The following is a 19409-nucleotide window of genomic DNA, read 5'->3' as shown; positions in this document are numbered from 1 at the left end:
GAAAAACTGTTAACGTCGCCCTTTAGGATATTCTATCTTTAGTATTTCTTTGTTTTGGGAGAAGCAAAAATGACCATAATATTTCAAATCGCTTTGTTATCTCTAGTTCTGCTGTCCTTTGTCATGGTGATTGGCGTCCCTGTTGCCTACGCCACCCCCCAAAATTGGGTGGAGTCTAAAAAGCTACTTTGGATTGGCTCCGGAGCCTGGGCTATCCTCGTGATTTTAGTAGGGATATTAAACTTTTTTGTGGTCTAGGTAATTCCTTAGCCGCTGTTAAGCCAAATAGCATACTTGCAGTCATTGGAGCAGAAGACTCAAAATCAACAATAAAAGCTTGGCTTTTCATGTGATTGTGTTCTTCTGCTCTAATATCTCTACGGCAAAAATGTATATTGGCAAAGAACTATAGTTGATTGAGAGGCCGTCATGGCAGTTTTTGAGGGAACTTTTACTCAAACAGAACCTTTAAGGTTCGCAGTGGTAGTCGGTCGATTTAATGACCTTGTTACCGTCAAGCTGCTAGAAGGATGTCAAGATTGCTTGAAACGTCACGGAGTAGACCCCAATCCTCAAGGCAATCAAGTAGACTACATTTGGGTACCAGGAAGTTTTGAAGTACCCTTAGTAGCTCGTCAATTAGCCCTTTCTCACCGTTACGACGCCGTGATTTGTCTAGGCGCCGTCATCCGGGGACAAACACCCCACTTTGATTATGTCTCTTCTGAAGTTGCTAAAGGTATCGCCGCCGCCAGCTTTCAAACCGGTGTGCCAGTGATTTTCGGCATTTTGACAGTGGATACAATGCAGCAAGCTTTAGAAAGAGCAGGAATTAAAGCTAATCACGGTTGGGACTATGCCATGAACGCCCTGGAAATGGCTAGCTTGATGCGACAATTGCGCTCTAATCTCAATGAGCCATATGTCCGTAATTCCCAGTCTCTGCCAGCCGCTTTTCCTAGCGCTAGCCTGGGTAATTATGCCGCTGAATCAGAAGAACTGAGCTAATGTAAAAATGAGTGAAAAGTCGGTGGTCAGCGCCAAAAATCAGCAACTGACAACCGACAAATAAAAAGCTTGACAAACCAAAAAAGATGTGAGAATATTAGAGTTGATTGATGCGGGTATAGCTCAGTGGTAGAGCGTCACCTTGCCAAGGTGAATGTCGCGCGTTCGAATCGCGTTACCCGCTTTCTAAAAAATGATACTTAAATTGTGCTCCATAAATAAAGCAGAGTCATACCTGTACAGTGTACTACACTAGATAAAGGCTAATTAAATAGCCGCGTTGTTGGGTGCAGGAGAGAGTTTGGCGCGACCCGCCAAACAAGTTGTTTTAGAAGTTGTCGCGACTTAGACTAGAGATTGTGCCAGATATGCAGACGCAATATGATCTTAATAATCTGTAAATGAAAAAATAACTTCTTAAACAAGGTTGTGAATTGTCAGCAAGTTCCACAAACACATATCTTTTACCCAAACAACAGTAACTGATAAAAAAGTTAAAAATATGGAAACCAGCACCCAAACTATGTCCGAGGGAATGGTAATATCGCCGATCGTGAAAACACGCTCAAGTTACTAGAACGCTTGTGCAATCTCAAAAACCTGAAAAAATCGACTTGAACGCGGAATATTTCTGCCCCTGTCGTCGCCGGGGACGATTAATTCCTATTACCTTGACCGATGCATTTGGTTGCGATCGCTGTCAACAAATATTCGTAGTAGAAGATAATGGTTATGTCCTAGAACAACTAGCCACCACCTATCCCTACAAGCGCGCTTGGCGCTGGACGGGGAATAGTTGGCATGTTGTCCATCCGCGCCTGGGAGAAAGCTATCTGCCAATAGCACTGGGGATTATTTTCGTGCTAGTGATCATATGGTTGCCATTAGCACTGCGATTGGCGAATGGTTCCAGCATTATGGCCTGGGCAATGGTGGCGGTGCTGTTAGCTATTCTGCCAGCGCTAATGGTCTGGCTTACCTACAGACGTTAATTCAATGACCGTTGCAGTTTTTGATGATTACCCCGAACCAATGAATAGCGCTAAACGCGCTCATCAAGCCTCTCTCAAGTTAGGAATTGCTAAGGGAGTAGACCGCAGTCGTGCTGTGTTAGCGATGGCACAGGGGCTAGAACGCTCCTTTGACGATATTTTGGAAGCCAACACCTTGGATTTGGAAGCGAGTCGGGAAATGGCGATACCAGAATTGATTTTGGATTGGCTGAAGCTGACTCCCACCAGGCTAGAAACAACGGTGGAGATTCTGCAACGGTTGGGGGAATTATCAGATCCGCTGCGACGGGTGCGAACTGCTGAGTATCAGCAAGAAGATTCCCAGAGTTACTCCCATTTAATGCCCTTGGGAGTAATTGGGTTTATCTATGAAGCCTTTCCAGACTTGGGAGCGATAGCAGCAGGTTTGTGCATCAAAACAGGTAATAGTATAATTCTCAAGGGTAGTACTGAAGCTAGCCATTCCAATGCAGCGATCGCTGATGTGATCCAAAATGCGATCGCCGAAGTTGGTCTACCCCTGGGCTGTATAGAATTGATCACAGCAGAACATGGTGCTTCGATTCGAGATTTAGTTGTCCAAGACCAGTACTTAAACTTGGTCATTCCATATGGACGTTCTAGCTTAGTCCAGCAGGTAGTACGACAGGCAACTTGTCCAGTTTTAAAATCAGCAATGGGCAATTGTTACCTTTATTGGTCAGTGAACGGTAGCTTAGAAATGGTGCGCTGGATGATTATCGATAGTCATGAGAGCGAACCAGATCCAGTCAACGCCATCGAAAAAGTGCTGATCCATCGCCAAGCCTTACCATCGTCCTTAGCCGTGCTGTGGAACACTTTAAAAGACAAAGGCTTTGAAATTAGAGGCGATGCAGAACTAGTAGAAGCTTTTCCCCAATTGCAGCTAGCGAAAGAAGGTGAATGGGGAAGCGCCTATTTAACGAAGACAGTAGCGTTTAAATTAGTAGATAGTTTAGAAGTAGCGATCGCCTGCATCAATCAACATAGTAGTGGTCATGCTGATTGTATCGTTACTGAATCATACCAGGAAAGCCGCCAGTTTGCACTAGGAGTCAACAGCGCTTCAACTTATATTAATGCCTCCCCGCGTTTCTCCCGCAACCCTTCGCGGGGAGATTCAGTGTTTTTAGGAATGTCTAACCAGAAAGGACACCGCCGGGGATTTATTAGTTTAGAAACCTTGACGACAGTCAAGCACATTATTCAGGGGAATGGACGGTTTTAGAGGTTGGAGACTGGGGACTAGTACAACTGAATTTTTCAACCTTTACCTCTGTAATCTGTGCATCTGTTCGTTGATCTATTTCTATGAACCTCATCTTTGATGCGATCGCCCGAAGCCACAACTAAACCATACTAGCCAGTACGCGCTGTGGGAACGCAGCGTAATTTATTTCAGGGTGGTAAAACTTGCACTCATCAGGGCTAGTATGAATAAATACTTACAAATAACAATTAACAAAATTTCGTGGGTTTAAGTCCCCGGATTCTAAAATCCGTAAGTTTTGTGGTGGGGTCTCTCTTACAAAGTTCACCGGGGGGATACTCCCCCCGGCTGACTTTGCGCTAAACCCCCATTACAAAACGTAATTGCGAATTGCTTGATTCGCAGCGGTAGCGAGTCCGCGAGCGTCATTGCGAATTGCGAATTGCGAATTGCGAATTGGTTTAATTTGAATTAGGAAAAATGCAGGAGAAGTAAGAAGATGAAAGTTACTATAGTTGTCAAATCAGACTTCTTCCATGACTAGCATAGACCTGGGAACGTTAATTAAAAAAATCTTTTTGTTTGTAGATGATTCTAGGACTTACGCTTTGACAAATTAGACAAAAGATGCAGTAGAGTACATCAGGAAAAAACAGGCGATCGCTACTTGTGTCAATGCCTAAGCTATATACTTGACAGAATTAAAATAAAATTACAAAATACGCAGTATCGATTCACGAAATAAGACGCCGACATAGATTTTTTATCAGATGCCGCGCTTTCTTATTAAGTGTGAACAGAGTGAGTTTCCGTGCATGAAGGTATCCAGATGAAAAAAAAAACTTTTGTTAGTTTAACAAGCGATTTTGGTGCTCAAAGTCAGGGAGTAGGGCTAATGGAGGGGGTTATATTGTCAATATCTCCTCACTCACACGTTATTCATTTAACGCACGAACTGCCTCCATTTAATCTACTCGCTGCGGCAAGAACCTTAGAGCAAGTTTCTTTTCTTCCAGTTGGTGCTCATGTATGTATATGCGATCCTGGTGCCTCCTTCAACCGTAACTCGATAATCTTAGAAACATGCCGTGGTGATTGGTTGCTTGGGCCAGATAACGGAATTCTAATTCCCGCAGCAAGGATTTTGGGGGGCATCGTCAAAGCCACTACAATTGAAAATGTTGCATACATGCGAGCGCCAGTTTCACAGATATTCCACGGTCGAGATATATTTGCCCCAGTTGCTGCCCACCTATCAAATGGCGTTTCACTTGATCAATTTGGATCAAGCATTGAGGTAAACAATCTAGTAAGGGCGGTATATGATGAGGCTTTGGTTATTGATAACTTAGTATACGCTACCGTTATCCAAATCAGCCGTTTCGGGTCTGTTCATCTGAATATAAAATATGAATTGTGGAAAAAATTAGAATTAGACAATAAGGACAGCATTCAAATCAGACACTCTAATACTGGAAGTTTATGTTTACCAATTGGTCGGACATTTAGCGATGTTGCTAAAGGGGAGCCTCTGATATTAAAGGATGATTGTGGAAGAATAGAGATGGCTATAAACATGGGATCATTTGCAGAAACCTTTAACATCAAAATCGGAGATTCTGTAGTTTTATGTATTCATAGCGGTTTTCATAATAATGAAAAGCAGTCCTGGGTGCTTTCATACGAGATTTAGGAAATGAGGCTAGGCGGTTTCAGCCATCGAAGACTAAAATCTTTGAAGCCTAGAACGGCTTATTCTCGTTGATGCACAAAATGTCGAAATTTAGAATGAAACAGCCCTGGAGAGAGGTTAGATTGCTAAAGCTCAATTTTGGCAAGCTTTTTTATGTTCTCATACTTGTGAATTTTGCTATGAACCGAGTAAGAGAATTATTTTTGGTTACGAACTTAAGGTGGAGCGCTCCACTTTCCCGTTGCTCCTGTCCCGCTTTAAGCGAGTAGCCTTATTTTTTTAATATTTTCCAGACACGCCAACCAAAATAAGCACCAACAATCGTCTACTATTATATACCCAAACCTGATTTAGAGGTTGAAAAATGACCATCTCAATTCATGAGCTACAAATCTTAGCTGAAAATTTTAATAGTGATCCAAAATGTTCGTACTCTTTGCCAGCTCGGGCCTATATCAAGCCGGATTTTCTGGACATTGAGCGGGAGGCGATCTTTTACAACAGTTGGCAGTATGTCTGCCATGTTGAGCGGCTTCGTCATCCAGGAGACTACATCGCCATCGACATACAGGGGCGAGCGATCGTCGTCGTCCGCGATCACGCAGGTGTGCTGCGGGCTTTTTACAACGTTTGCCGCCACCGTGGCCATGAGCTAGTGAAGGATCAAGGCAACATTAAAACCTTTGTCTGCCCATATCACGCTTGGGTCTACAACCTAGACGGAACCCTCCACTCGGCTCGACATTCAAATACCATTGAAGGCTTTCACTGTGACGATTTCGGGATGGTGTCGGTTCAAATCGAAGAGTTCTGTCACATGGTCTTCGTCAACCTTGACCCAGAGGCGAAACCGCTGACCACTCAGTCCGGCGAGTTAGCCCGTGAAATTCTAGAATATGCCCCTGACTTAGGGACGCTGACTCATTCATACCGACTCACCTATCGCGTTAAGGGCAACTGGAAAATCGTTGTCGATAATTTCCTAGAATGCTACCACTGTCTGGTAGCCCATAAGGATCTTATAACATTGCTGGACATGCGTAATTACCAGGTCACAACATACGATATTTATTCCAGCCAAATTGGGCCGAGCAGCATGACCAGTAACTCAGCCTACAACGTTGAAGGGGCAAGCGTCCAAGATCATTTCCTCTGGTGGCTGTGGCCTAATACCGGCTTACTACGTTACCCAGGCGATCCTAATTGGATGGTCTGGCACTTCATTCCGGTTGATGCTGAAACGACGATCGAAATTTTCGATTTCTTCTTCCAAGAATCAACCCCCACTGCTCAGCAGATGGAAGCGATCAAATATATCGACAAAGTTTTACAAAACGAAGATATCGACATTATTGAAAGTGTGCAGCGGGGCATGAACACGCCTGCCTACGAAAAAGGAGGCCGTTTCGTCGTGTGCAGTGGCAACGACAAAGGTGAAAGTGAGCATGGGGTTCATCACTTTCATGGCCTCTATTTGAAAGCCATTGATCAATACCTTCAGGCCAGATCCCTAGATCAAATCGAGCGGGCCCCCTCTGGTAACCCTCAACGGACTATATGAGTGCTCACATGATCGAAGAAAACGTATACAAGCTGATCGCACTGGGAAAAAAGATGGTCAGATCCGATCTAACCATTGCCGATGGTGGCAACCTCTCCACCTATGACGCAGAAGCCAACGAGATTACCATTACACGTTCAGGCGTGTGTCTTGATGAGCTTGATATTGACTCATTTGTATCCTTTAAACTCGAAGACAATGTTCCTAGCGGAGCATCCTCCGAGACGGCGATGCATCTTGCGGGCTATCGAGCGCGGCCAGAGTTTCTATGCTTGTTGCACTTTCACCCGCAGCAAGCTACCCTGCTCGCCACTTTCGATATCAAAATCAGAACCATCACCGTCGATCATACCTACTACCTTGCTGGCAGGATAGCGACCCTGCCATTCATTCAACCGGGTACGCAGCAGCTTGCTACCGCCTGCTCAGATCAATTCAAAAAGGGTTATGATATCTTGTTGCTGGCTCACCATGGCTGCTTGTTGGGCAGCAAGTCGATCGAATGGGGTTTGTACACCGCATTGAACCTTGAGCAGGCAGCGAAGATGACGAGGATGCTGGGTGTCCATCAGGACGAAACCCAGATACCTGAATGCCCCAGTTCGTATCTCGAAAACCTCAAACAGTCAGGAATTGTGTGATGACGGTCACTGAAAAACAATACAGCGTAGATAAAGTGAGGCTATTTGAGCTGGCCTTTGGTGAAGGGTTCATGTCCTGCGGCGGGTCAGCATATCTTGCCGTACTCTTCGCTGATGAGGTTCTCGGATCAAGTACGCACATCCTGGACATCTGTTGCGGTCTAGGAGGCAGCACCTTCTATCTTGAGGATGAGTATGGGGCTCAAGTCACTGGCATCGACCAGGAAGCGGAGCTAATCGAGCACGCCAGGCGAGTGGCAGAGGAACGTTCGTCTAAGTGTGAATTCATCCTCGGCGATGTCATCGCTACGCATTTTGACGACAACTCCTTTGACTACATCATCTGTCGAGATGCCCTGCTGCACTTCGATAACGAGCGAAAAAATCAACTGTTTCAAAAGATCAGATCATGGCTTAAGCCCGGAGGCAAATTCCTCGCCACTGACTATGGCATCTCGGATCAGCCACTGACCCAAGAGCAACAGGTGGTGCTCGACCGCAAGGGTTATCACCTGCTCATGCAGTCAGATTATTACGATCTCTTCGAGCGCAATACATTCATCCGGATTCAAGTTTCCGACGACACTGAAAGCTACACTCGTCACACGCAAGCCGAGATCGAGCGTCTGCTTGCCCGCGAGGATGAAATCACTGTGCGCTATTCCGCCGCCGCGTTCAAAGAGACGGTTGAAACATTCAAGAAAAAGCTTCAAGACATCGAGGACGGCATCAAGACGTACTGGTTGATCCAGGCTGAAAAATATTCTATTCAATCGCAAAGGTTGAAAGGTCGCGTGGCTATTTGCACGGGTGCGTCTTCTGGCATTGGCCGCTCGACTGCGATCGCGTTGGCCGCCCATGGTGCCACCGTTGTCCTCGCCGCGAGGAATGCAGACAAGCTCAACACAGTCAAAGCGCTCATCGAGGAGCAAGGTGGCGCTTGCTTCGTCGCGCCGACGGATGTCACACAGCGCGAACAAGCGCTGGGCTTGGTTCGCACTGCCATGGAACGTTACGGCCGTGTTGACGTGCTGATCAACGCAGCCGGCGTGATGTTCTATACCTTCCTGGAGAACGGAGTTTTTGAAGAATGGGACAGAACTATTGATGTCAACATCACTGGAGTGGTTAACTGCATCGGCGCTGTCCTGCCTGTGCTCATTCGGCAGAAATCTGGTCACATCATCAACGTCAGCAGTGATGCCGCCAAGACACCGTTCGCAGGGTTGTCGTTGTATTGTGCATCAAAGGCTTTTGTCACCACTCTGTCACAGAATCTGCGCAACGAGTTCCGTGGAAAAGGTATCAAAATAACCGATGTTCAGCCGGGGGATGTCAGAACGGATCTCGTCCGAACTAACAGCGACACGAAGGCGCTCGAGGCACTCGGTATTAATCCGCAATTCAAAGTAGGACATGGGTGGGCTTCGGACACACAGTTGCTCAACCCGTTTGACGTCGCTGACTGCATTGTTGGTGCAGTTATGGCAAAGCCCAATGTCGGAATTAACGAAGTCCTGATCGAGCCACGTGATCAGTAGCATTGAGCTTAGTACATGTAGGAGACCGCAAAACGGCGTAACAACATATCGTAGTAAATCGGAGTAAACCCCAAAATAGTACTAACCAAGTTGCTTTATGTCCGAGTTATCGATAAAGACAACCAACTGTTACCTCACGAAGAAACAAAGCGCGAATTCGCTCCTTTGGGTATAGTGACATCACTTTCCGGGTATTCTACACTTTCTGGGCATTCTACCGACTCCGGCATTATTAAAGCCGGAGGAAGTATATCTTGTGTTTTGCTCGGCTGCGTAGTTTGGAGTTGGTCAACACTAGTACCAACACTTGACAAAATCCCTTCTTCTTGAGACACAGGTTCATGACTTATGTGCAGACCAATCACTCCTATTAATATGACTACGATTGATAATATTTTTACGAGATTTACTGACTCCTGAAACCACAAAATTCCTATGGATACTGTTAAGACTGTTCCTAAACCAGACCATACTGCATATGCAAGACTGATCTCAATTGTTTTCAGAGCGAGCGTCAATATGCTAAAACAAAGAGCATAGAAGACGAATATGAAAATTGAAGGCCATACTCTAGTGAATCCTTCTGAGAATTTCATACAAGTAGTGCCTGCTACTTCTAGAAGGATTGCTAAAATCATATATATCCAAGCGAACATTGTTTACCTCTAAATAGAAACAGTATAGTTATTAAACTTAAATTATTATTAGCAACTTGCTAGGGTATTGGAGATTTATTATACCACAAATCAGCGATGCCTGCGGCGGGATCCGCCTACGCGCTTCACCTGTCCAGTTAAGCAAATTCCTCTCTAGTGGGCTTTTTGGGCTGTTTTATAACCATTTGCCTGTCGCCCTAACTTCAATAACTACGGAAAAGCGCTGTTGTTGTAATGGATAATTTTCCAGCCCATAAAGTTGTAGAAATCGAACCATTGATTCAATCTGGGGCGTGCAAGTGTTCTTTACCAGTCACTTTATTCTCCTGACTTTAACCCCATGGAACACTGGTGGTAACAACTTAAAGCTTTTTCACGTCAGTTTTCTTCGACTAATTCAAAAATGGTTGATGTTATCATTGCAACTGCCCTGGATTTAGTCAATCCCAAGCATTTAACCCACAATAAAAATAAAAATATTAACTGAGCGCCGATTTTACTAGATTCAATATCTGACGGACTCATCACTAAAATATTTTCCTCTTGCAGTTCTATTTGAAAGTTTTGCTCTTCATCTTGTAGTTTTTGTTGTAGTTTTTCTAGGTCTTCAATAGTCAGGGTCATAAAATTTTTTAGATATATTTTATTTATACCTCATAATTATAAGCCCTGAAACTAGACAAAAAAAGTCCGCGCAAGCGGACTTCGTTTGTATAGCCTCAGACTTCTAGTATGAGAGACAATTTATAGCCGTAGCCACATAGGCTAGCAGATGAATCAACGATAAAACACTTATACAAAGCGAAAAGTCGGAGCGGAGGCTTCCTCCGCTCAGAACTTTCCAAGAGAGGAGCGTCACTTTTCAAGACAGCGACTTTTAACTCTGTTGCCTGTTCCCTCTTAAGAGTTCCCTGCTATACTTATTATTGGACGTATAGTAAACTTGTCCGCCAGTGTCAGGAACAAAATGACAGCTAATAGCTGAACGCCATAAAGACTTCCAAATAGGTTCTTCTGACTTGTGGAAGTATTCACCCATAATTGGTTTAATCGCCTCAGTTGCTTTGAGCAAATTGTAGTGAGGGATGTTCAAGAATATGTGGTGAGCAACATGAGTACCTATATCATGATGGATGTGGTTAACAAAACCATAATCTCGGTCAATGCTAGAAATTGCACCTTTGAGGAAAGTCCAATCTTCGCCACGATACCAAGGAAGTTCTGGTTCAGTGTGGTGTAAAAAAGTCACTAAATCTAGCCAAATTACAAACACAATGTAAGGTGCGGCGTAATTTTTCAACAACCACATCCAACCCCATTGATATGTCAGGAAACCAAGCAAAGCTACCATCCCCAGCCACAGCGTAGTGCTGGTGATGATATCCCATTTTTCTGCAGGTTTAAAAAGAGGGCTATTAGGGGAAAAATGGGAACCTTCCTTATTAGGAGAACGCTTAAAAAGGTACACCGGATAAGCCAATAAAAACACGTAATATCGACCTATCTTTTGTGCCAAAGGCATTTCCTGATACTGTGATTCCGTCACAGGATACCAGCTTTCATCATTATCGATATTGCCAGTATTTTTATGGTGAGTTCTATGGCTAATTCGCCAACCGTGATAAGGAACTAGAATCGGTGTATGGGACAAATGCCCAATCAAATCATTCAGCCATTTATGCTTAGAAAAAGATTGATGTCCGCAATCATGTCCAACTACAAACAAAGCCCAAAACATTGTTCCTTGCATTAGCCAAAAAATCGGCCAGAAAAACCAAGAATCCAGGTAATTAGCAACTGCATAAAGCAGCCCGATAATCAGGATGTCACGAATAAAGTAGAAAAGCGATTTGGCTACATTTGGCTGAAAACATTCAGCAGGGATAGCAGCTTTTAAATCTTGCAGAGTAAAAGGTAGTTTAGTTGAATCTAGAGAGGATTCAGAACTTTCGATATGGTTGAGATTGACGGTATTTGACGACACTGGATTCTGTTGTTGGATATAAAGCGGACAAGATTTGAGATGAATAAATCTTCACCTCTGCAATGTTTTTAGTCACTCGCACAAAAGTATTGTCTGGTAATTTCACAAATCAAGTTTATGAGTAAGAATTACCAGAATCTATTTAAATCACAGGATAAAGGTTTTATAGACACACAAAACATAGCAAAGTGATCTGAAAATCAGCTATGTTACCTTATTTTTGTGTGTAATATGCGTCAAAAGTCTGATAACCATTGTCAGTTATATACAATTGACATTGGTCTGTAATTTGCTTCATTAACGGCCAAGAAAACTTAAATTCATCATGTAAATAGTCCCCCCAGTTTTCCTTAATGCTGCTATAAGCCATCCGCAAATTATAAGAAGGAATAGCAGTAGAAATATGGTGAGGAACATGCACGTTGATATCGTGGCACAGGATTTCTACCCAACGAGGATAATCACAGTGAATCGTACCACCCAACTGCGCTAAAGCCTCATTCCATTTAGTACTTACCACAAAAGGAACATCAGCAAAGGTGTGGTGAACAATAGTGAAAGTGCTCATCCAGAAATGATAGACCAACCAAGGTAAAAGCCAGAATTTAACAAAACCCCAAATACCAGTTGTAGCGATTAGTAAAGGAAAAGTAATAGCAGCAAATACAATTACCACAGCCACAGAAAGCTTGATACTTGATTGGTCTTTTTTGGCAAAATTCCGCCAATCAAAATGCACAACCGCCCAATGTCCGATGGAACCCACCCACCAGAAACGGTTACGCATGAATCCTTTAAAAACAGATTGTCTGAACGGCGTCCAAGTTTCAAACACTTCTGGTCTGATAGGATGCCAAGCATTATCCTCATCCAGCTTATTGGTATGAGTATGATGATAATTATGTTTAATCCGCCAACTATGAAAAGGATAAATCAGAGGCATTAAAAATATGTGCCCAACCAAATCGTTCACCCAGCGACGGTTAGCAAACGAACGATGACCACAATCATGAGCAATGACAAAAAATCCTGTTAAAGCTGTGCCCGTAAAAATCCAAGCAACAGGTAAGAGAAACCAAGGACTAATTGTGAGGAAAAAATAGCCCAAGGCTACCATCAAAACACTGAGTATTACCCTTGTCCAAGCTTTACGGCTATCTTTTTGAAAACATTCCTTTGGCAGGGTTTTGATAATATCTTTTAGCTTCAGGTCAGAATCGCCCTGGTTATAAGCTTGTTCTTGGGTGTTTATTGTTGATGTAGTCATGAAAACCTGAAAAACAACATAACTTACCACCAAGTCACTAAAAAGTAACTTGCCGCAATGTTTCGTAACATCAGCGTCTTGGATTATAGCAACCTACGCTACCCCTTTTTCATAATTGACGAATGGATATTGGTTACTAAAAAAGCTTCATCATCAATCAACTGTGCTTAGTCAACAGCCAAACGTCAAGGATATATTAACGTTTGACTATTGACCCTCGACAATTAAATTACATTTTCTTATCTGCTAGCTTCACATTTGTAGCTAATCCAAATATTTGCAGTAATTGAATAGTCATCCAAGTGAGGTCAATTTCCCACCATTCCAAGCCGTGACGAGCTGAATATTGATAAGCATGGTGGTTATTGTGCCAGCCTTCACCGAACACTAAAACAGCGACCCACCAACAGTTAGTTGAGCGATCGCCTGATTCATGACTGCGATAACCAAACTTGTGAGTAGCACTGTTAACTAACCAAGTGCAGTGATAAACCCAGACAATCCGCACAAAAATTCCCCAAACAACAAACGACCAACCACCCAAGGCTAATAACAATACAGCCAGGGCAAACTGAATGAGAATGAAATATTTTTGTAAAAACTGATAAACTGGGTCTTCGGAAATATCTTTAGTGAAACGAGGAACATCAGGTTGAGTGGGCGAGTTATAAATCAGCCAACCCATATGGCTCCACCAGAACCCTTGATTAGAATCATGGGGGTCTTTTTCAGTATCCGAGTGCAAATGATGCATCCGGTGCGTACCAACCCATTCAATCGGCCCTCCTTGACAAGCGAGAGTCCCAAAAAAAACCAGGACATACTCTAACCACTTGGGAGTTTGAAAACTGCGGTGAGTGACGAGACGGTGAAATCCCAGGGTAATACCCAAACCACCAGTCACCCAGTAAAGAAATAAAGCTACACCAACTGCATTCCAGCTAAAGTTACCAGGAACTAAAGCAAACAGAGCACCGAAGTGTAGAGCAATGAAAAACAGGGTATTAACCCAGTTAATTTGAGCTTTGGTTGAGGTAGCAATACTCATGCAGGAACCTTATTAGGAATGGATAAGTTTAAATTGCGTGATTGACAAATCCGCATATTTTATGTTTTTTGTGAACGAGGAACCAATGAACAGCTTAGAACAGCTGCAGCAAGCAGAACAGGCACTGTTAGAGATTTTTTCTGGAATTGACACTCAGGTCAAGCAGAATCTGCAAAAAGTGCTGAACGCCTTTCGTCATCACCGCGTCGGGGCGCACCACTTCGCCGGTGTAAGTGGATACGGCCACGATGACTTAGGACGAGAAACCTTAGATAAAGTTTTTGCAGCAGCGATGGGTGCCGAAGCAGCAGCAGTACGGGTACAGTTTGTATCAGGAACTCACGCGATCGCTTGTTCCTTATTTGGTATACTCCGTCCTGGAAACGAAATGTTAGCAGTAGCTGGCGCTCCCTACGATACACTCGAAGAAGTCATTGGTTTAAGGGGTCAAGGACAAGGTTCCCTAATTGAGTTTGGCATAAAATACCGCCAATTAGACCTAACCGCAGCAGGAACTATAGATTGGCAAACATTATCTAATAGCATCAATCAAAACACCCGCCTAGTATTAATTCAACGCTCTTGCGGCTATTCCTGGCGACCCAGTTTATCCATTGCCGAAATTGAGAAAATTGTCAATATAGTCAAACAACAAAATCCCCACACCGTTTGCTTTGTAGACAATTGCTACGGCGAATTCATCGAAACCAGAGAACCCACAACCGTAGGCACCGACCTGATGGCGGGGTCATTAATTAAAAATCCCGGTGGGACAATAGTTACCGCAGGTGGCTACATAGCCGGACGTGCTGATTTAGTCGAAGCCGCCGCTTGTCGCCTCACCGCCCCTGGTATCGGTAGCTACGGTGGTGCTACATTTGACCAAAATAGGTTGCTATTCCAAGGATTATTTCTCGCACCCCAGATGGTAGGCGAGGCGATGAAAGGAACTCACCTCACTGGTTATGTATTTGACAAACTCGGCTATCCAGTCAATCCCGCACCTCTAGCACCCCGCCGGGATGTCATCCAAGCAATTAAACTTGGTTCTGCCCAAAAGCTGATAGCCTTCTGTAAAGCTGTGCAGCAGAATTCGCCTATAGGTTCTTATTTAGACCCAATTCCTGATGAAATGCCGGGGTATGAAAGCCAAGTAGTCATGGCTGGGGGGACGTTTATTGAGGGTAGTACTTTAGAGTTTTCAGCGGATGGGCCTTTACGGGAACCTTATGTGGTTTATTGTCAGGGGGGGACGCATTGGACGCATGTAGCGATCGCATTGGAGGCGGCGATCGATGCTGTGGGGTTGGCTTAAGAATTTTTTCGCACAAAGATGCAAGGAACCTTCTTTGCGCCTTTGCGCCTTTGCGTGAACTACTCCTCCGGTAACTTATACTGCCCCACGATACGCTTGGCAAACTCTGGCACATGTGCTTCCAGCTTACCCGGATAATTCCGCTTCACATACAAATAATTCCGGGTAAAGTGGGAATCAATGGAAAACCTCGCATACTCCAAGCCCTTAGGCCCGATTTTCTCAATCACCACACCCATCAGTTTCGCCGCCCACATGGGTAGGGTCACGGCTTTATCGTAAGCTGGTATGCTTTGTTGTACGGCTTCTTTGCGGTTTCCTTGGGACATCACAGGCTGGGTGTCTATCTGGTCTTTCACTAAGTCCAGCATTTCTTGCCCTGTATCATTTCTCACCACAATCCATTGCCAACCGAAGGGCGCGCCCATGTAGCCGACAACTAAATCTGCTAAGGAGTTGACGTAATCAAAGCAGCTCATGCAGGATGGGGCGAAAACATCTTTAAGTTTGTTGGTTTTTAAGCCGAAGAAGGGTACTGTTTCTGTGGAGCCGTCTTCGTGTTTGAAGTGAACCCGAAAGTCTTGCATGAATTCGTAGTGTTCTACTGTGTCAGGCGATCGGCTGGTGGTTTCTAGGAATTTTTGCAGTCCGGCGCGGGTGACGTTATCTACGCATGGTGTACCCAAAACGTAAAGTTTTTCTAAGCCTAGTTGTTTTTCTACGGCTCTGAGTGCTTGAATTTGGCAACCTACGCCAATTACTAGTAGGCGTTTCATCCCGGATTTTTCTATCTGTTCTAATACGGAAAGGTTGGGGGAGAGTGTAGGTTTGTTTACTCGCGCTGCTAGTATTTCTTCGGGGGTGCGGGCGATGACAGGCATGGGTTGGAAGCGGTCTTCTTTGGTGTTTTGCACGCAGACGACGCCTTCAACTATGCCACGGTTGAGCATTTCAATGGCAAGGCTGCTGACGATACCTGTCCATTGTGCGCCTTCGATGGGTTGTTGTTTCCGCGCGGCCATCATGTCTTGGTGGACACCAAAGTAGAGTTCGTCAGGGTTGTCGAGGTTGCGGGGGCGGGTATGGGTTTGGGTTTCGAGTTCGCCGATTTGTTGATTGATGAAGGCGCAGGCTTCTTTGACGTAGTGGATGTAATATGTATCGCACAGTCCGCACTCGCTGCAAAGTTCTTTGGCTGGGCGGCGGCTGGTGGGTTTTAAGGCTCTGGCTTTTTTGTGTTTGTTAGAATCAACTGAGGTCATATCAAATTGCTTGTTTTATCCAGGCTTCGCTTTTATTACCATACCGTCACAGGCTATGCACTTCACAATCGAGATTGAACAAGAAGAGGATGGACGCTTTATAGCTGAGGTGATTGATTTTCCTGGTGTGTTGGCTTATGGACAAACTAAAGAGGAAGCAGTTGCTAGGGTTCAAGCTTTAGCGCTGCGGGTTTTGGCAGATAAGCTAGAGCATGGGGAAGTAACGCCAAAATTATTAAGTGTTTCGTTTGCTGCTGTATGAGTCAGTGGTCTAGCACAAAAGCAAAGCGTGTCCTGGCTGCTTTGCTGCGTATTGGTTGGGAGATTAAACGCCAGTCAGGTTCCCATAAAATTCTCATACGTCCTGGTTGGGATGATTTTGTGTTTGCCTTTCATGATAGTGAAGAAATTGGGCCTCGAATGTTAGCAAGAATTGCTAAAGCGACGGGTTTAACACCTGAAGATTTGTGATGGTATGGGGTTCGTACTTAATTTTTAAAATACACGTATTGGAACCTCCAGCGTGCGTGAGTTTCCCGCGTTGGTAGGAGTATCTATGGGCACTGACTGCCCACTGTATCAGCATTTTGGTGGGCAATGCCCACCCTACTGAACTTTATACAAAATTTAAGAGTATAACTGACAATTTCGTTGATTCTTACGAGGTAGTAACAAATTTACATGGGCTAAATTTTAACTATTCTCAACATGCTAGTGAAATAGATATACCAGAAAATCAAATGGAAAACCTCTTGAAAAGTTTAAAAAAACTAATTTCAGTATGCTTAGTTACTGTATTTGTTGTGACTAGCGCACTCACAATTTTACCCACTCCAGCTAGAGCAGAAGGGGATACAATCATTACTATTGACTGTCGCTATACTGATAATCCAACATGCGGCAATGTAAATCAACATCACTATGAACCTCCTATAATAGGTGAACCCGTAAATCGAAATCCAATTGAAAGTATATTATTTGAAGCGGCTTTAGTTCTGGGTCCAGTTATAGTAAGCAGTAGTGTTCATGCTTTGGGCGAGCTTGTAGTCTCAGGTGCAGCTGCAGCAGCCCATGCAGTAGCAGTGACAGCAGTTCCAGCAATAGCAGTGGTAGCTCCGGTAGCAGTTCCAGTGGTAGCAACAGCTGCTGTTGGATATGGTGCTTACCGCTTGTGGGAAGCTCATCAGAAAGGTCAACAACAAGAGCTTCAACTCGGATTATGAGAATTGTGCCAGATTAACTCTGAGTCTTGCATAACACCTATGAAATAAATAATATTTTTAGCCCTTCAGTAACCTTACTGTGGGGCTTTAACTATTCTCAAAAACTCTCTCAACTTCTTCCTTCGGTCTTTTGCGTACTTCGTGGTTCATTTCTCTTCAATCTCTATAAATCCAGAAGTGCGTAGGCAAAGCCCGCCGCAGGCATCGCTCTCTAAATTTTGGTACTCTAAAATTACTTATACCCTACTCTAATTATTTTTTAAGTCTGCCATAATAATTCTTGTACCTCTCAACACTGCAATCTGCCAGCTAGGACAATATCATGCTAGGCAAAGAACTATATAATATTACACTTGAGAATCAAGACTTTTTGTAGTTCAGGAAAACATTCAACCCCAGCCTTAATTAAACAGGATAACTAAACCTATGCAACTAGAAGACTACTTTAACTTTCTTGGCTCTGACGACATTCGTTTAAAAGGTTCTCGTATAGGCATCGAAACCATTCTATATGAATATATTTATCGCGCCCGTACGCCTGAAGAAATTGCCCTGATGTTTCCTAGTCTGACTATAGAACAAGTATATGCCACTATTCTCTATTACCATCACGAAAAAGAAAAAGTCAGTCAATACATAACCGACTGGCTAGAGTGGAGTCATAAAATGCGAGAAGAACAGCGTAAAAATCCTCATCCTGGAGTTGAAAAATTAATAAAATTTAAAGCCGAACAAAAAGCCCAAAAAGACCATGAGAATTCAGTATCTCATTGATGAAAATGTTAACCCACTTTATCCTCAACAACTGCGTCGTAAAGAGCCGGATATTGTCGTTGAAGTTGTGGGAGAACCAGCAACGCCCACTAAAGGCACTTTAGACCCAGAAATACTAATTTGGTGTGAGACTTATGAAGCTATTTTAGTAACAAATAACCGCCGTTCTATGCCTATTCATTTAGCAAATCATCTGGCTCAAAATCGTCATATACCTGGTATTTTTATACTTAATCCAGAAATGGGAATTGGTGAAACTATAGATGAATTAATTATCATTGCTAAATGCTCTTTTGACAATGAATATCAAGACAGAATTATTTTTCTTCCTATTCCCTGATTCAACATCCTAAACTCTACTAATATTGTTTTCAGCATTAATCAATAGCCAATCTAGTTTTGCTGAAATACTCCTCGGCTTAGATAAAAGTTTTTTTGGGTGCAAGCTCTCGTAGAATTATTTGAGCGCAAGGATAAGTTGGTCAAAGTCAGTCAACTATCATGCGTACTTCGTGGTTTGTTCCTCTTCAATCTCTACAAACCCAGAAGTGCGATCGCTCAATTTGGGTAATTTAAAATTAAATAGTAACTTTAAATACTCAAATCTACGCAGTGACACAAAACTTTAAAACAGGTGCAGCATTCATCGCTGGTGGAAGCATAATAGGCGCTGGTATCATGCGTACTTCGTGGTTTGTTCCTCTTCAATCTCTACAAACCCAGAAGTGCGATCGCTCAATTTGGGTAATTTAAAATTAAATAGTAACTTTAAATACTCAAATCTACGCAGTGACACAAAACTTTAAAACAGGTGCAGCATTCATCGCTGGTGGAAGCATAATAGGCGCTGGTGTTTCCGCTGCAGTTGGTGGGATGGGATTAGCGGGGAGATTTGGTGCTGTGGGAGTTGGGACAATTCCTGTGGTGGGTGTTGGCGCTGTGGCTGGTGCTGCGGTGTATGGTGCGGTTACAGGAATAGCTACTGGTAGCGCTGATCATTCTGATCTCAATAGTTCCACCAACGCCAAAGCTTCGATGCAAGCAATTAATCGCGCTTATCAAGAGTTTTTCAAGCAAATCTAGACTTAGAGATGCGATCGCCCGCTAATTCAGCCACGCTAAAAATTCCCGATATTTTAGAAAATTCCCGATATTTTAGGGAACTTTTCTCTATGAGTCAGTGTCTTTATCT

The 19409-nt window shown here is 43.7% G+C and carries 22 protein-coding genes, 1 tRNA gene and 1 pseudogene; 17 read left to right on the top strand and 7 right to left on the bottom strand.

Annotation, left to right across the window (positions count from 1 at the left end):
• Positions 1–69 precede the first annotated feature (69 nt).
• The 9 genes from psbZ (at position 70) to MIC7126_RS29095 (ending at position 8688) form a co-directional block, all read left to right on the top strand.
• Positions 70–258, top strand: coding sequence for a photosystem II reaction center protein PsbZ (psbZ, locus tag MIC7126_RS0106760; RefSeq protein ID WP_017652374.1), 189 nt, complete (start codon positions 70–72; stop codon positions 256–258).
• Positions 259–429: 171 nt separating this feature from the next.
• The gene (ribH, locus tag MIC7126_RS0106755; protein ID WP_017652373.1) at positions 430–1008 is read left to right on the top strand and encodes a 6,7-dimethyl-8-ribityllumazine synthase; all 579 of its coding nucleotides are present in this window, start codon (positions 430–432) and stop codon (positions 1006–1008) included.
• Positions 1009–1120: 112 nt separating this feature from the next.
• Positions 1121–1192, top strand: a tRNA-Gly gene (locus MIC7126_RS0106750).
• A gap of 400 nt (positions 1193–1592) precedes the next feature.
• Entirely contained in the window at positions 1593–2000 is a 408-nt protein-coding gene (locus MIC7126_RS0106745; RefSeq protein WP_017652372.1) for a hypothetical protein, read from the top strand.
• A 4-nt stretch (positions 2001–2004) separates the two neighbouring features.
• Positions 2005–3270, top strand: a complete 1266-nt coding sequence (locus MIC7126_RS0106740) for a glutamate-5-semialdehyde dehydrogenase (protein ID WP_017652371.1) — start codon at positions 2005–2007, stop codon at positions 3268–3270.
• Positions 3271–4081: 811 nt separating this feature from the next.
• Complete coding sequence (locus MIC7126_RS0106735; protein WP_017652370.1) at positions 4082–4945, top strand: SAM hydrolase/SAM-dependent halogenase family protein; 864 nt, start codon at positions 4082–4084, stop codon at positions 4943–4945.
• Between the two features lie 364 nt (positions 4946–5309).
• Positions 5310–6506, top strand: a complete 1197-nt coding sequence (locus tag MIC7126_RS0106730) for an aromatic ring-hydroxylating oxygenase subunit alpha (protein WP_017652369.1) — start codon at positions 5310–5312, stop codon at positions 6504–6506.
• Positions 6507–6514: 8 nt separating this feature from the next.
• Positions 6515–7147: a class II aldolase/adducin family protein gene (locus tag MIC7126_RS0106725; RefSeq protein ID WP_040630041.1), complete on the top strand. Its 633-nt coding sequence runs from the start codon at positions 6515–6517 to the stop codon at positions 7145–7147.
• On the top strand, positions 7147–8688 hold the full coding sequence (locus MIC7126_RS29095; RefSeq protein WP_017652367.1) for an SDR family NAD(P)-dependent oxidoreductase: 1542 nt from the start codon (positions 7147–7149) through the stop codon (positions 8686–8688). Before MIC7126_RS0106725 ends, MIC7126_RS29095 begins: the two co-directional genes overlap by 1 nt.
• Positions 8689–8822: 134 nt before the next feature.
• On the opposite strand, the gene MIC7126_RS31875 is transcribed toward MIC7126_RS29095, so the two are convergent.
• The 6 genes and pseudogenes from MIC7126_RS31875 to MIC7126_RS0106695 form a co-directional block, all read right to left on the bottom strand.
• Entirely contained in the window at positions 8823–9023 is a 201-nt protein-coding gene (locus tag MIC7126_RS31875; protein ID WP_238553712.1) for a hypothetical protein, read from the bottom strand.
• A gap of 51 nt (positions 9024–9074) precedes the next feature.
• Positions 9075–9326 (bottom strand): annotated as a pseudogene (locus MIC7126_RS31870) (DMT family transporter); the annotation flags it as partial.
• A gap of 396 nt (positions 9327–9722) precedes the next feature.
• Positions 9723–9968, bottom strand: coding sequence for a PDDEXK family nuclease (locus MIC7126_RS30220; RefSeq protein WP_017652365.1), 246 nt, complete (start codon positions 9966–9968; stop codon positions 9723–9725).
• A gap of 253 nt (positions 9969–10221) precedes the next feature.
• The gene (locus MIC7126_RS27175; RefSeq protein ID WP_274517501.1) at positions 10222–11373 is read right to left on the bottom strand and encodes a DUF3474 domain-containing protein; all 1152 of its coding nucleotides are present in this window, start codon (positions 11371–11373) and stop codon (positions 10222–10224) included.
• 169 nt (positions 11374–11542) lie between these two features.
• Positions 11543–12595 carry a fatty acid desaturase gene (locus MIC7126_RS0106700; RefSeq protein WP_017652363.1) on the bottom strand — a complete coding sequence of 351 codons (1053 nt, stop codon included), beginning with the start codon at positions 12593–12595 and terminating at the stop codon, positions 11543–11545.
• A 229-nt stretch (positions 12596–12824) separates the two neighbouring features.
• Complete coding sequence (locus MIC7126_RS0106695; protein ID WP_017652362.1) at positions 12825–13643, bottom strand: acyl-CoA desaturase; 819 nt, start codon at positions 13641–13643, stop codon at positions 12825–12827.
• An 85-nt stretch (positions 13644–13728) separates the two neighbouring features.
• Here MIC7126_RS0106695 and MIC7126_RS0106690 point away from each other — a divergent pair, with 85 nt between their 5' ends.
• Positions 13729–14958: a methionine gamma-lyase family protein gene (locus tag MIC7126_RS0106690; RefSeq protein ID WP_026100079.1), complete on the top strand. Its 1230-nt coding sequence runs from the start codon at positions 13729–13731 to the stop codon at positions 14956–14958.
• A 59-nt stretch (positions 14959–15017) separates the two neighbouring features.
• Here the strand turns inward: MIC7126_RS0106690 and MIC7126_RS0106685 are convergent, their stop codons facing one another.
• On the bottom strand, positions 15018–16220 hold the full coding sequence (locus tag MIC7126_RS0106685) for a Coenzyme F420 hydrogenase/dehydrogenase, beta subunit C-terminal domain (RefSeq protein WP_017652360.1): 1203 nt from the start codon (positions 16218–16220) through the stop codon (positions 15018–15020).
• Between the two features lie 55 nt (positions 16221–16275).
• Between MIC7126_RS0106685 and MIC7126_RS0106680 the strand changes: the two genes are divergently transcribed.
• From MIC7126_RS0106680 to MIC7126_RS31195, 7 genes are all read left to right on the top strand, one after another.
• Positions 16276–16482: a type II toxin-antitoxin system HicB family antitoxin gene (locus MIC7126_RS0106680; protein ID WP_017652359.1), complete on the top strand. Its 207-nt coding sequence runs from the start codon at positions 16276–16278 to the stop codon at positions 16480–16482.
• The gene (locus MIC7126_RS0106675; protein ID WP_017652358.1) at positions 16479–16691 is read left to right on the top strand and encodes a type II toxin-antitoxin system HicA family toxin; all 213 of its coding nucleotides are present in this window, start codon (positions 16479–16481) and stop codon (positions 16689–16691) included. The genes MIC7126_RS0106680 and MIC7126_RS0106675 overlap by 4 nt, the downstream gene beginning before the upstream one ends.
• A 119-nt stretch (positions 16692–16810) precedes the next feature.
• Complete coding sequence (locus MIC7126_RS0106670; RefSeq protein ID WP_017652357.1) at positions 16811–17443, top strand: hypothetical protein; 633 nt, start codon at positions 16811–16813, stop codon at positions 17441–17443.
• A gap of 426 nt (positions 17444–17869) precedes the next feature.
• Positions 17870–18217: a DUF433 domain-containing protein gene (locus MIC7126_RS0106665; protein WP_017652356.1), complete on the top strand. Its 348-nt coding sequence runs from the start codon at positions 17870–17872 to the stop codon at positions 18215–18217.
• Entirely contained in the window at positions 18195–18557 is a 363-nt protein-coding gene (locus tag MIC7126_RS0106660) for a DUF5615 family PIN-like protein (RefSeq protein WP_017652355.1), read from the top strand. The genes MIC7126_RS0106665 and MIC7126_RS0106660 overlap by 23 nt, the downstream gene beginning before the upstream one ends.
• 272 nt (positions 18558–18829) lie before the next feature.
• Positions 18830–18970 (top strand): hypothetical protein, encoded by a 141-nt coding sequence (locus tag MIC7126_RS30215; protein WP_154655848.1) that lies wholly within the window; start codon positions 18830–18832, stop codon positions 18968–18970.
• Between the two features lie 36 nt (positions 18971–19006).
• A complete protein-coding gene (locus tag MIC7126_RS31195; protein ID WP_017652354.1) occupies positions 19007–19300 on the top strand; it encodes a hypothetical protein in 294 nt (97 codons plus the stop codon).
• Positions 19301–19409: the final 109 nt, after the last annotated feature.

It is taken from the genome of Fortiea contorta PCC 7126, assembly GCF_000332295.1.
GTDB classification, from domain to species: domain Bacteria; phylum Cyanobacteriota; class Cyanobacteriia; order Cyanobacteriales; family Nostocaceae; genus Fortiea; species Fortiea contorta.
The sequence above is the reverse complement of the archived record's forward strand: the minus strand, read 5'-3'. Positions and strand labels throughout refer to the sequence as shown.

What these genes read in the sequence shown, in the direction of transcription:
- MIC7126_RS0106730 (WP_017652369.1), top strand. Translation starts at nt 5,310, where the DNA reads ATGACCATCTCAATTCATGAGCTACAAATCTTAGCTGAAAATTTTAAT.
- MIC7126_RS30220 (WP_017652365.1), bottom strand. Translation starts at nt 9,968, where the DNA reads ATGACCCTGACTATTGAAGACCTAGAAAAACTACAACAAAAACTACAA.
- MIC7126_RS0106700 (WP_017652363.1), bottom strand. Translation starts at nt 12,595, where the DNA reads ATGACTACATCAACAATAAACACCCAAGAACAAGCTTATAACCAGGGC.
- psbZ (WP_017652374.1), top strand. Translation starts at nt 70, where the DNA reads ATGACCATAATATTTCAAATCGCTTTGTTATCTCTAGTTCTGCTGTCC.
- MIC7126_RS0106725 (WP_040630041.1), top strand. Translation starts at nt 6,515, where the DNA reads ATGATCGAAGAAAACGTATACAAGCTGATCGCACTGGGAAAAAAGATG.
- MIC7126_RS29095 (WP_017652367.1), top strand. Translation starts at nt 7,147, where the DNA reads ATGACGGTCACTGAAAAACAATACAGCGTAGATAAAGTGAGGCTATTT.
- MIC7126_RS0106665 (WP_017652356.1), top strand. Translation starts at nt 17,870, where the DNA reads ATGCAACTAGAAGACTACTTTAACTTTCTTGGCTCTGACGACATTCGT.
- MIC7126_RS0106690 (WP_026100079.1), top strand. Translation starts at nt 13,729, where the DNA reads ATGAACAGCTTAGAACAGCTGCAGCAAGCAGAACAGGCACTGTTAGAG.
- MIC7126_RS0106695 (WP_017652362.1), bottom strand. Translation starts at nt 13,643, where the DNA reads ATGAGTATTGCTACCTCAACCAAAGCTCAAATTAACTGGGTTAATACC.
- ribH (WP_017652373.1), top strand. Translation starts at nt 430, where the DNA reads ATGGCAGTTTTTGAGGGAACTTTTACTCAAACAGAACCTTTAAGGTTC.
- MIC7126_RS0106740 (WP_017652371.1), top strand. Translation starts at nt 2,005, where the DNA reads ATGACCGTTGCAGTTTTTGATGATTACCCCGAACCAATGAATAGCGCT.
- MIC7126_RS0106660 (WP_017652355.1), top strand. Translation starts at nt 18,195, where the DNA reads ATGAGAATTCAGTATCTCATTGATGAAAATGTTAACCCACTTTATCCT.
- MIC7126_RS0106685 (WP_017652360.1), bottom strand. Translation starts at nt 16,220, where the DNA reads ATGACCTCAGTTGATTCTAACAAACACAAAAAAGCCAGAGCCTTAAAA.
- MIC7126_RS0106680 (WP_017652359.1), top strand. Translation starts at nt 16,276, where the DNA reads ATGCACTTCACAATCGAGATTGAACAAGAAGAGGATGGACGCTTTATA.
- MIC7126_RS0106675 (WP_017652358.1), top strand. Translation starts at nt 16,479, where the DNA reads ATGAGTCAGTGGTCTAGCACAAAAGCAAAGCGTGTCCTGGCTGCTTTG.
- MIC7126_RS0106735 (WP_017652370.1), top strand. Translation starts at nt 4,082, where the DNA reads ATGAAAAAAAAAACTTTTGTTAGTTTAACAAGCGATTTTGGTGCTCAA.